At 32.4% G+C, this 12,459-nt stretch carries 11 protein-coding genes; 4 read left to right on the top strand and 7 right to left on the bottom strand.

Annotated elements, in window-relative coordinates:
* Positions 1-139: 139 nt before the first annotated feature.
* The 5 genes from ACJBCC_RS07030 to ACJBCC_RS07010 all read right to left on the bottom strand — a co-directional run bounded on the left by ACJBCC_RS07030 (position 140) and on the right by ACJBCC_RS07010 (position 4,459).
* On the bottom strand, positions 140-412 hold the full coding sequence (locus tag ACJBCC_RS07030) for an HU family DNA-binding protein (protein ID WP_020894395.1): 273 nt from the start codon (positions 410-412) through the stop codon (positions 140-142).
* Between the two features lie 199 nt (positions 413-611).
* Positions 612-1,571: a methionyl-tRNA formyltransferase gene (fmt, locus tag ACJBCC_RS07025; protein WP_407556769.1), complete on the bottom strand. Its 960-nt coding sequence runs from the start codon at positions 1,569-1,571 to the stop codon at positions 612-614.
* A complete protein-coding gene (locus ACJBCC_RS07020) occupies positions 1,568-3,463 on the bottom strand; it encodes an ATP-dependent DNA helicase RecQ (RefSeq protein WP_407556768.1) in 1,896 nt (631 codons plus the stop codon). Before ACJBCC_RS07020 ends, fmt begins: the two co-directional genes overlap by 4 nt.
* Positions 3,464-3,503: 40 nt before the next feature.
* Positions 3,504-3,911, bottom strand: coding sequence for an SMI1/KNR4 family protein (locus ACJBCC_RS07015; RefSeq protein WP_407556767.1), 408 nt, complete (start codon positions 3,909-3,911; stop codon positions 3,504-3,506).
* A gap of 5 nt (positions 3,912-3,916) precedes the next feature.
* On the bottom strand, positions 3,917-4,459 hold the full coding sequence (locus tag ACJBCC_RS07010) for an AAA family ATPase (protein WP_407556766.1): 543 nt from the start codon (positions 4,457-4,459) through the stop codon (positions 3,917-3,919).
* A gap of 212 nt (positions 4,460-4,671) precedes the next feature.
* Between ACJBCC_RS07010 and ACJBCC_RS07005 the strand changes: the two genes are divergently transcribed.
* The 4 genes from ACJBCC_RS07005 (at position 4,672) to ACJBCC_RS06990 (ending at position 10,538) form a co-directional block, all read left to right on the top strand.
* Positions 4,672-4,965 (top strand): DUF493 family protein, encoded by a 294-nt coding sequence (locus ACJBCC_RS07005; RefSeq protein WP_407556765.1) that lies wholly within the window; start codon positions 4,672-4,674, stop codon positions 4,963-4,965.
* 92 nt (positions 4,966-5,057) lie between these two features.
* Complete coding sequence (locus ACJBCC_RS07000) at positions 5,058-5,717, top strand: DUF4290 domain-containing protein (protein WP_299100923.1); 660 nt, start codon at positions 5,058-5,060, stop codon at positions 5,715-5,717.
* A 5-nt stretch (positions 5,718-5,722) separates the two neighbouring features.
* Entirely contained in the window at positions 5,723-7,039 is a 1,317-nt protein-coding gene (gene murA / locus ACJBCC_RS06995; protein ID WP_299100925.1) for a UDP-N-acetylglucosamine 1-carboxyvinyltransferase, read from the top strand.
* A 289-nt stretch (positions 7,040-7,328) separates the two neighbouring features.
* Positions 7,329-10,538 (top strand): T9SS type B sorting domain-containing protein, encoded by a 3,210-nt coding sequence (locus tag ACJBCC_RS06990; RefSeq protein ID WP_299100927.1) that lies wholly within the window; start codon positions 7,329-7,331, stop codon positions 10,536-10,538.
* A gap of 6 nt (positions 10,539-10,544) precedes the next feature.
* On the opposite strand, the gene ACJBCC_RS06985 is transcribed toward ACJBCC_RS06990, so the two are convergent.
* Positions 10,545-10,907 carry a SnoaL-like domain-containing protein gene (locus tag ACJBCC_RS06985; RefSeq protein ID WP_407556763.1) on the bottom strand — a complete coding sequence of 121 codons (363 nt, stop codon included), beginning with the start codon at positions 10,905-10,907 and terminating at the stop codon, positions 10,545-10,547.
* A gap of 156 nt (positions 10,908-11,063) precedes the next feature.
* A complete protein-coding gene (locus ACJBCC_RS06980; protein ID WP_407556762.1) occupies positions 11,064-12,368 on the bottom strand; it encodes a cryptochrome/photolyase family protein in 1,305 nt (434 codons plus the stop codon).
* Positions 12,369-12,459: the final 91 nt, after the last annotated feature.

Below are 12,459 nucleotides of genomic sequence, written 5' to 3'. Positions count from 1 at the left end.
GTTTTAACTAGTTTTGTAATCTATAATTAAAACTAAATCTAGTTTTTTTTTGTAACATAAACAACTTTAACGCTTTAAAATTGGTACAAAAAAAAAGCCTGCTCATTGAGCAGGCTCTGTATTTTAAACTAAATATGTCTTAGTTTACAGCGCTACTTAAGTCAGAACCTGCCTTAAATTTCACTACGTTTTTAGCTTTAATTTTGATAGTTTTACCTGTTTGTGGGTTTCTTCCATCTCTTGCAGCTCTTTTAGAAACTGACCAAGAACCAAATCCTACTAAAGATACTCTGTTCCCTTTTTGTAAAGAACCTTCGATATCAACTAATAAAGAGTCTAATGCTTTCTTTGCTGCTGCTTTAGTAATACCAGCATTCTCTGCCATTCCGTTGATTAAATCTGTTTTGTTCATAAAATTATAAATTTAAATTTGTTAAATAATTCGATTTTAAAATTAGTGTTGTTAAAATCCGTACACAAAATTATTAGGAATATTAAGCTACGCAAGGAATAGCAAGGGAAAAACGGATTTTTGTTAATAACTTTGAACATTTGTTAATAAAGACGATGCATTTTAACGATTTTTTCACAAATCCAATGTTTACAAGGGTTTACAGCATTTTTGCTGATGCTGAAAAACTGAACCCATTTAATAAAGATTTTACCTCCATTTTGCGTTTTCCTGGTAATTGAATTTCAAGAATATTTATGTAACCATCTTTACATGATACCTTTAACTCATCTTTTGTTGTTATTATTTTACCGACCTCAAAATTATGATGTTCTTCAATTTTTTCTACAGCATAAATTTTTACAGATAATGGTTTGTCTTCCGCATTATCCAAATAACACCAAGCTGTTGGAAAAGGGTTTAAACCTCTAATCTTATTATAAATAGTGTCTAATGAAAGTGACCAATCTATTTTACAGTTGTCACGGTTTAGTTTATAGGCTGTTTTTAAATCTTCGGTTTGTGGTTGAATGGTTGTTGATACAGCATCATTTTCAATTTGATCTACTGTTTTTATAACCAAATCACTACCTATTTTCATTAAATCATCATGCAATTCGCCAACGGTTGTTTTAGGTCCTATTAAGGCGTCTTCACATTTTATAATAGCACCTGTATCAATTTTTTCATCTATAAAGAATGTGGTTACACCAGTTTTAGTCTCGCCATTAATAATAGCCCAATGGATTGGTGCAGCACCTCTATACTGTGGTAATAAAGAAGCGTGTAAATTAAAAGTACCAAACTCTGGCATTTGCCAAACTACTTTTGGTAGCATTCTAAAGGCTACAATAATTTGTAAATTGGCATTAAGCGCTGCCAATTCTTCAATAAAGGATTCAGATTTTAAATTTGTAGGTTGTAAAATATTTAGGTTTTGTGCTAACGCAAATTCCTTTACAGCTGACGCTCTTAGCTTTTGCCCACGACCTGCAGGTCTGTCTGGTGCAGTAATTACGCCAACAACGTTATAGTTATGGTCAATAAGTGCTTTTAAACTGGCCACGGCAAAATCTGGTGTGCCCATAAAAACAATACGTAAGTCACGTTTTTTAGTCATAAAATAGTGTAAGTGTTCGTTGGAGTTAATTTTATTTTATTTGTTTCAATTAATTCTGAAATACAGAACAATAAGACGTTCTCAGAACAATTTAGTTTCTGTATTAATTGTCGCGAAGATAAAGCTTCAACTTTTAATAATTTTATAATTTGAAGCGATATGCCTTCATGTGATGATGATTTTAATTTTGAAGATTTAGCAATACAAACCGAGCAAATACCACAAGTTACTTCAGACTTTTCTCCAAAATAGAGTAGGAGTTGCTGACTTCTGCAAACGGTATCGTTTTTTATATAATTTAAAACAGATTCAATCTGTTTATGTTTCAGCGTATGCTGCTGTTCTATAGTTTTAGCAATAGGATTAATGGTAATATCATCTTCTCGCGGTTTCAAAAACGTAATTTCAGAATCTGTATTTGCCATTTGTAAACTAATAACATCATCTTTTTCTAAACGTTGCAACTGCGCGATGACTTTCTTTTCAGATAAGTTAGCTTTTTTAATGACTAAACTTAAGTTTACCTTGGTGTCATAATCAAAAATTCCACCATAAGTTCTTAATAACACTTTTACCAGTATATTTAAATCCATGTGTGTTTCTAAATATTGAAACAAAACGGCATTAGTCGTTATAAACTGAATTTTTGTTCTAAAATTAAAGTGTTGTGTTAGCGTAATTATAGCATTTCGATCTAACAATAGTAAAGCATTATAAGTAATGCTTGCACTAAGTTTATATTGATTACAAAAAGATTTAAAATCTAATTGATGCAACGTATTTTCCCCTTCTCCATAAGAAATCTGAAAATAATTACACAGTTTATTATACACCGTTTTTACAAATGCTACGGAAGGCAACGTACTTAAAAACTGACTACGAAGATGGTCTTCATCTATGTGTTGTTTTAAAATAACGGCATGAGCTAAGGCGCCATCACGTCCTGCTCTGCCAGCTTCTTGGTAATAACTTTCTAGACTTTCTGGTAAATTAAAATGAATAACGGTTTTTACATTAGCCTTATCAATTCCCATTCCAAAAGCTGTAGTTGCGACCATAATGTCTAATTGACCATTAGTCCATTGATATAAACGTTCTTGCTTTTCTTTGTTTGTAATTCCGCCATGGTAAAACGTAGAGGAGAACCCTTTAGAAGTTAAATAATTATGAATATCAGTTGTTGCACGTCTATTTCTTACATATATAATTGATGAACCAGAATTGGTTTTTAAGATATGTTCTAATTGAAATAATTTGTCGTCGGTATGTATAACGTTGTAGGCAATATTTGGTCTCGCAAAAGAAGCTTTAAATATTTTAGGGCTTATAAAATCTAAATTTTCTACGATGTCATTAACAACATTATGCTTTGCAGTTGCAGTTAATGCAATACAATTAACATGAGGATGCAATTGTCTTAAAATGGAAATGTTTTTATAAGCAGGTCTAAAATCATTTCCCCATTGACTAATACAATGCGCTTCATCTACAGCAATTAAATTCACTTTCATTTGCTGAATGCGATCTTGCACTAAAGTTTGTTGTAAGCGTTCTGGCGATAAATATAAAAATTTGTAATTACCATAAATACAATTATCTAATTGCGTGTCTAAATCTTTGTAAGACATGCCAGAAGTCAGTGCAATAGCCTTAATACCTTTTTCTTTTAAGGTAGTAACCTGGTCTTTCATCAGTGCAATTAACGGCGAAACAACAATACAAATGCCATCTTGTATTAAAGCAGGTATTTGAAAACATATCGATTTTCCGCCACCAGTTGGTAACAAAGCAAAGGTGTCTTCATGGTTTAAAACCGAAGAAATAATCTCTTCTTGTAACGGTCTAAAAGACGTATGTTGCCAATACCGCTCTAAAACTTCTATAGGATGCATTTCTGCAAATTTAAAGTGTTTATGTTATGGGTTTTTAGATTCAGAATTGCCACCATTTTTTGTTCTTTTTTCTTTCTAGATCATTTAGCTTCTCTTGTCTAAATTCGTCATGTAAATTTTCAATTTGTGTTAGATATTCCGACCAGGATTCAGAGACAACACTCATATGGTCTTTAGAACCTTCTAAGTCAAATATGTATACCTTTTCATTACCATTAAGTTTGATAAAATAGTAAAATTCTCCTCCATCTGAACCAATTGAAAAACTTTCGTCTTCTTGTGTAAACACACCATTTATATCTATGATATATTTAGGGTCATTAGATAATGAGAATTCTGCTCCAAAAGAATCTTCAGAAAAAGGATAATCTAACATTGTTTTGAAGTAGAACTCTGGAAGCTCTATTCCAAGTTGTTTTTCTATATGTTTAATATCAGTAGATTCCATAGTTATTATTCCAAATTTAAGGACTCTAGAATAAAGTTAGCTCTGGATTCTACATTTCCGAACGGAACATCAATTAATTTGTAACTAAAACGCTTGTAAGTATCAATTAAATGGTCATGAATTTTAATAGCTTCTTCAAAGTTTTCATAGCGCTCATTATCACTCGTAAAGATCTCTTGCCATGGTGCTAAAACAAAGATATAATCATAAATGTGTTTTTCGCAAGCATCTACAAAATGCTTAGGATATGTATCACCAATAAAATCCATATAGGCTAAAACATCAGGTATACCTCTGTCTAAAAAAACAACAGATTCCGATTCATTTGTTGCCTCTTTAAATTGATTTATTCTACCATCTAAAAGTTTCTGACTAAAAAGTAAAGGTTCCGTTAAAAACATTTGTTCAATACCTTCTGCTCTTGCTTGAAGCGTAATTTGTCTTGAGATTTCATCATAGCAAATAAAATCACGGTTTTTTAATTCATTGATAATCGTAGTTTTTCCGGTTCCAGGACCACCTGCAATGACTATTTTTTTTGGGTTCAAATTGTTTAAAATTTACACTTATAATTAGGGTTAAAAATAAGGGATAAAAAACAGAATATTAAAATCCTTTTTATTTTTTGAATTCAAAACTAAATTTAGAACTCAATTCTGTCAATTTTTAACTTAGTTTTTAGCTTAAAATTGTGCTGTGAATTTATTTAATCTTTAGTTTTTAAGTTTAAAACGTATCTTTGCATTAGAAAAAAATGACAATGGATAGTTCTAAAAAAACAGACGAATTTTACGAAAAATTAAAATCACAACTATATGATACTGCGCAGTGGCCAACAGAGTATTTATATAAGTTTATTGTGCTTACCGATGGTTCTGGAGTAAGTGAAATTGAATCGCTTTTTAATAATTTAGGAGCCGTAATTACTACAACCGAATCTAAAAACGGAAAATACACAAGTGTATCAATAAATGTTAGGATGAAAGATCCTGAAGCAGTGGTAGATAAATACAAGGAAGTCGCAGAAAATGTAGACGATGTAATTTCTCTATAAAATACCTTTTAAGCTTCGTATTTTTTTGTACTTTGCAACAAAACCTAGAGACTTCAGGTTAATAAAATATTTACTACACACATTTTACAATTTTGATTGACGATTTAGAATATAACACAGAGCGCGAGCATTTAATAATTCCAGAATATGGACGTCATCTGCAAAAGATGATTAATCACGCAAAATCTCGCGAAACAAAAGAAGAGCGTAATAAATTAGCAAATGCTATCATTTCTGTAATGGGAAATTTGCAGCCGCATTTAAGAGATGTGCCAGATTTTAAGCATAAGTTATGGGATCAGCTTTTTATTATGGCTGATTTTGAAATTGACGTTGACGCACCTTATGGCGAGCCATCAAAAGAAGAAATACAAGCAAGACCAGAACCTTTAAAGTACCCTCAAAATCATCCTAAATATCGTTTTTACGGAAATAACATAAAAACGATGATAGATGTTGCTGTGAGTTGGGAAGATGGTGAGTTAAAGGAAGCTTTAACCTATACGATTGCTAATCACATGAAAAAGTGCTTCCTTAATTGGAATAAAGATACAGTTGAAGATGATGTGATCTACAATCATTTATATGAACTTTCAGGTGGTGCATTAAACCTTAAAGGTAGTGAAGAAAGCCTTACAGATTCTACGAGTTTAATGCGTACAAAGTCTAAATATGGAGGTAAAAACAATTCAAACAAAAAGAATAACAATTCTAACAAGAAGAAATATTCTAATAACAGAAAACGTTACTAAATTGTATGAGTACATTTAAAATTGAAGGTGGTCACAAACTAAAAGGGAAAATTCAACCACAAGGAGCAAAAAACGAAGCATTACAAATACTATGTGCAGTGCTTTTAACTCCGGAAGAAATTAAGATTGATAACATACCAGATATTATAGACGTCAATAAACTTATTGCGCTATTGAAAAAATTAGGTGTAAAAATTAATAAATTAGGTAAAGGTTCTTATACTTTCAAGGCAGATGAAGTTAATCTAAAGTATTTAGAGTCTGCAGAATTTAAAGAAGACGGAAAAGGATTAAGAGGTTCTATAATGATTGTAGGTCCTTTGTTAGCGCGTTTTGGCAAAGGTTATATTCCTAAACCAGGTGGTGATAAAATTGGTCGTCGTCGTTTAGATACACACTTTGAAGGTTTCATAAATCTTGGTGCAGAATTTCGATATAATAAAGAAGATTTGTTTTATGGTGTTGAAGCTAAAAAACTGAAAGGCACATACATGCTTTTAGATGAAGCTTCAGTTACTGGTACCGCAAATATTGTAATGGCAGCTGTTTTAGCAGAAGGTGTAACTACAATTTACAATGCTGCATGCGAACCTTATTTACAGCAATTGTGTAAAATGTTAAACCGAATGGGAGCGAAAATCTCTGGTGTAGGTTCTAACATGTTAATTATAGAAGGTGTTGATGCTTTAGGTGGCACTGACCACAGAATGCTACCAGATATGATTGAGATAGGTAGCTGGATTGGATTAGCGGCAATGACTAAGAGTGAATTGACCATCACTAATGTGAGTTGGGATGATTTAGGTCAAATACCTAATGTATTTAGAAAAATTGGTATAACAGTAGAGCGTCAAGGTGATGACATTCATATACCTGCTCATACCAATGGTTACGAAGTGCAAAACTTTATAGATGGTTCAATTTTAACTATTGCTGATGCACCTTGGCCAGGTTTTACTCCAGATTTGTTAAGTATTATTTTAACTGTATTAACGCAGGCTAGAGGAAGTGCTGTAGTGCATCAAAAAATGTTTGAAAGCCGTTTGTTTTTCGTAGATAAACTGATTGACATGGGAGCAAAAATTATTCTTTGTGATCCACATAGAGCAACCGTTATTGGTCATGACTTTAAGTCAACGCTAAAAGCAACAACTATGACATCTCCAGATATTAGAGCTGGTGTTTCTTTATTAATTGCGGCATTATCTGCAAAAGGAACATCTATAATTCATAATATTGAACAGATTGATCGTGGTTACGAAAATATTGACGAACGTTTAAGAGCTATTGGTGCTAAGATTGAACGTGTAGAAGGTAATTAGAAATTATAATTACCAATTCAAGTATATAATAAGAGACCTCAAGTAATTGAGGTCTTTTTTATTTATCATATATTATTTTTTAGGTCCATATGAAATCGCTTTATATGATATGAGGTTTTAGTAAAGGTTTTCGTCTAAAATGGTTTTCTGTCGGTAATATTATTGATTACATCGAGGTATTGAATCACTGCGTTGCATTTATTCGTAATTTACTCATTAAAGCTAGTGAATTCTTAATCTAATGAAACTTGTCTTCCCTCCAAGATATAGCCTAATATTTTGTCTTTTTTTGACAAGTCAGCTAGTTTGTGCACAATTAAATGTTTTTAATTTATCCGTAACTTCTACAGATGAAACATGTGCAAGTAATGGTTCAATAACAATGAATGTTTCTGAGGTTACGCCAGGTGCAACTATCGTTTATAATCTTTATTTATATCCAAATATTAATTCTCCTATAGCGCAAACATCCTCAAATACATTTAGTAGTTTAGATAGCGGTAATTATTTAGTAGAGGCCGTACAAACCTTAAATGATTTACAAAATTCAGAAAGTGCAGATGCTGATATTGATGATGTTATCACAGCTCTAGATTTTGAAGTCGGACAAGGTTTTACAGGCGATTGTAGCGAAATCAGTTTAGTTATAACGACACTGTCAGGTAATGCAGAATCCTATGAGATTATATCAGGACCTATCACTGTGCCTTTGCAATCTGATAATAGTTTTAGTAATCTGCCTGAAGGAACTTATGTTATACGTGTATATGATACTTGTGGAAATGCCTTAACGAAGACTTATACGCTTTTAATTAGTGACGTTACGTTTACAATTTCGGCTATAGAACAATCTAACGCACTGAATAATTGTGATGAGACCACAATTAATCAAACAATTACGGCTAGCAGTGGATCTCAACTGTCTTATCCAATTACCGTTGACTATACCATTAATTTTTCTGATGGAAATGAAACTACAAGTTATTCCCAGACTTATGATGATGGTTCAGAAACAGAACTCGAAATATCAACGACCGTAACTAATTTTGGCGATCAAACTTTTACAGTCGATACGGTAGTACAAGATGGCTGTGGAGATGTTGTTGCTAGTTCTGAGGTTGTAAATCCCAATCCTGTTATAAATTTATCTACAGTAACCAATATTTGTGGAGACGATTTAATAATCGTGATTTCTAATATGGTTCCTCCATATTCTCTTGAATTTACTGAGGCACCAATGGAATTTAATCCATCAGATTATAATGATAATGAAGGCGTTTATACAGAATCGGTAATTTCGTTTGAACAAGAAGATTTAGGTTTGCCTTATGGTGTTTACGAGGTTACAGTTGTTGATGCATGTGATAATATAGGTATAGCGTCAATTGAATTAATTGAAGAGCCAGAAGAGCCTGTTATTTCTACTTCAAATGGAGGTTGTGATGCGTTAACAGGTGCTTTAACGGTAAGTATACCAAATAGAGAGATTGCATCTGCGACACTTACAGTTGCTCCACTAACATATATAGGTGAAATACCATCTGATATTTCTGAGTTTATCACACCCAATGGTTTGTTAATAGTTGATGTGTTGCCAATAGGTACTTTTACTATAGAATTGATAGACAATTGTGGTACAACATATCTTGAAGAATTTGAAATTCCAGAACTCGAAGACTATGAACTCAATGTGTCAACCTCAGTGAGTTGTAGTTCTGATACAGGTAGCTTAAGTATTGCTGGTGCGTATGGCGCAGTAGAATCCGTTACGTTTATTGCAGCACCTACTGAATTCTCAGAGACGTTACCTTACGACTATAGTTTTGCAATTTTATCAGAAGGACTTTTCTATGTTGATGATTTACCCGCAGGAAATTATACTATTGAATTTACAGATAGTTGTGGCAATGAATTCATGTTCACTCAAACCATAGAAACGTATAATTATGATAACAATGAATCTATTTATAATTTACAACAAAACTGTGGTTCTTTTGATTTAAGTATTCTAGATAATGATAGTTCAGTGATAAATCAAACCTATTGGTTTCAGAGGTATAATCCGCAATCTGATAGTTGGGGACATCCTAATACTGGAGTAACGTATAGTGAAGGTGAATTACCGAATACAGCGAATTCTATTTCTATAGAAAATGGAGAAAGTCTACTTAATATTTTCGTGGTAGGAACATTTAGATTGATAAAAGTATTTCAATCAACTAATAACCCAAACACAGATGAGTATTGTTTTGATATTTTTGGGGAATTTGAAATCGATTCAGATTTAATAATAAATGATGTATTTAATCTTAATTGCGATGGTGGATCAGGACCTTCTGATATTTTAGTGGATGTAAGTGGTGTACCTCCTTATAATTTTTCTATTGTTTCTCCTATTTTTATTGACAATGGAAATGATAATGTTTTTACAAATTTAAGTCCTGACATTTACGAAATAAGGGTTGAGGATGTTTGTGGAAGTATAGAAGCAATTACTGTTAATTCCTTGGATTTACTTCCTGTAGTTAATCTAGGTAGTCCATCTGATTTGGTCGTTTGTGATGAAGATAATGATAACCAAGCCGTTTTTGATCTATCACAACAATACACGCAGTTGATAGGTAATCAAAATCCAGAAAATTTAACTATTACTTACCACCTAAATCAAACTGATGCAGATTCTGGTAATAATCCAATTTCAGATAGTTATGAGAACATAGTAAATCCACAGACCATTTACGTTAGAATGATTCATAATACATTAGATATTTGTTACGAAACAGACAGTTTTCAGCTTATTGTTGGTTCTATTCCTCAGTTAGGTTTGGATGAATCTATTACTATTTGTGAAGGTACTTCTGTTGTGTTATCCGCAGATTTTGGTTACTCGAGCTACTTATGGTCTTCAGGTGAAACAACACGAAGTATAGTCGTTGATACTGTTGGAAATTATTCGGTTACAGTTTCAAATGATTATGGTGACTTTTATTGTGAGGCCACAAAAACTTATAATATAGATATGTCTGGTGTCGCTAATATAGAAAATATCATTAACGAAGATTTTACTTCAAATAGTAATTTTATCGATATTGAAATATCTGGTATTGGCGATTATGAGTATTCATTAGATGGTGTGACCTATCAGTCGGAGAATTATTTTGAAAATCTAGAATCAGGAATTTATACAGTTTTTGTAAGAGATATTAATGGCTGTGGTATTAATACCGAAACTATTTCCTTATTAAATTATAAAAAATTCTTTACACCAAATGGCGATGGCGAAAATGAATTTTGGCAAATTACAGGTTCGCAGTTAGAACCCGATTTACAAGTATATATTTTCGATAGGTACGGAAAGTTATTAATTAACTTTACTGGCAATGACGTTGGTTGGGATGGTAACTATAATGGTAATCTTATGCCTACAAACGATTACTGGTTTGTGGTAGAACGTTCTAACGGGTTAACGCATAAAGGACATTTTACTTTAAAACGATGAGTTACGTTATTCCATTGAATACAAAAATTGCTCAGATGTAATTTTACCATCTTTAACTTCAAATACAGCAATTTCTTCCATTTGCTGTCTGCCTCTGTCTTTAAAAGTTAAATCAAAGTGCATTTTAGACGAAAAATGATTTCCAGCCACAAGAGGTGCGCTAATAGAACTGTAATGAAATTCTTCTACGTTTTCTAACCATTCTTTATTCTTGTTCCAAACGTTTTGTTTACCAGTAATATTTTCTCCTGGCATACCTGGCATTTCTTTACTTACTACGTTTTCAGAATAAAGTTCATTAATGCATTCAAGATTTTTACCTTGCTCACACATTTCTTTCCACTTTCTAGCAACTCCCCAAGTATTCATAATTCTCTAAATTTAAATTAGTGCTTTAAAGTTAGTGAAAAGTTTTTCTAAATTATGTAATTGATAACGACGTTTTTAACTTTTAAATTAAATAATCGTTATTTAAGGGCAAATTGAATTAAATATATTGAAATGAATTTGGCAACATACTAAATTTTAATTCAGTGCTGCTTTATAAGTTTCTAAACAGCGTTCTCTCGCCATTTTGTGTTCTACAATTGGTTTTGGATAGGTTAATTCTTGAAAATCTGGAACCCATTCTTTTATGTATTCTAAATTCTTATCAAATTTTTGAATTTGAGTGGTGGGATTAAAAATTCTGAAATAAGGCGAAGCATCTACACCAGAACCTGCAACCCATTGCCAATTGCCAACATTACTAGACATGTCGTAATCGTGAAGTTTCTCGGCAAAATAAGCTTCTCCTAATCGCCAATCCATCAATAAATGTTTGCACAGAAAACTACCAACCAACATTCGTACTCTATTGTGCATAAAACCTGTAGCATTGAGCTGTCGCATACCTGCATCGACTAACGGATAACCGGTTTTACCGTCACACCACGCTTTAAATTCAGTTTCATTATAACGCCATTCAATTCTGTCGTATTTTGGTTTAAAGGCTTCATCTTTTGTATGTGGAAAATGCCAAAGTATCTGCATAAAGAATTCGCGCCAAATTAACTCTTGCCAAAATATTTCATTGTCTTCAGCAATTGCCTTTTTAACCATTTTACGAATACTGACTGTTCCGAATCTTAAATGTGGTCCTAAACGTGAGGTGGCATCTTGAGCCGGAAAATTACGTGTAGCTTCGTAGGTTTGAATCAATGTTGGTGTAACATCATAAGCTGCTATTTCTTGACTCGATTTTTCAAAACCAATATCAGTCAATGATAAGTTAGGTAATCTGCTATGCTCAATAAGATTGTCTAAATATGAATTGGTATAGAAAATTTCTAAATCGAGAGTTCTAAATTTTTCTTTCCACTTACGCATGTATGGAGTGTAAACCATGTATGGTTTTCCGTCGTTTTTTACAACCTCACTTTTTTCAAAAATTACCTGGTCCTTATAGGTTTTGAATTCAATATTATGTTTCTCTAAGAGTGTTTTAATCGAGTTATCGCGTGTTGTAGCATAAGGCTCGTAATCATGATTTGTAAACACTGTTTCAATATCATATTCAGAAATTAATTGTTTGTAGATGTCTTCAGGCTTTCCTTTATACATGGCAATGCTACTGCTATGCTCGTCTTGTAAGGTCTGTTTTAACCCTTGAAGTGTTTCAAAAATAAAAGTAACACGAGCATCATCTTTAGGTAGTTTTTCTAAAATGGTTGTATCAAATATAAAAATAGGAAGTACAGGATGCTCCGATTTTAAAGCTTCATAAAAACCAAGATTATCGTCTAATCTTAAATCTCTTCGAAACCAGAAAATGTTTACTTTTTTAGTCATGTGTTTTTTTAGTTAGTGGAAGGTTGAAATGTTGAAAGTTGAAAAAGTGTAAAGTAAAATTGTAAAGTGAAAAGTACAAAGTCTTGCTTAT

The sequence above is a fragment of the Winogradskyella sp. 4-2091 genome (genome assembly GCF_045765065.1).
Taxonomy (GTDB): domain Bacteria; phylum Bacteroidota; class Bacteroidia; order Flavobacteriales; family Flavobacteriaceae; genus Winogradskyella.
This window is presented reverse-complemented; position numbering and strand designations above follow the sequence as displayed.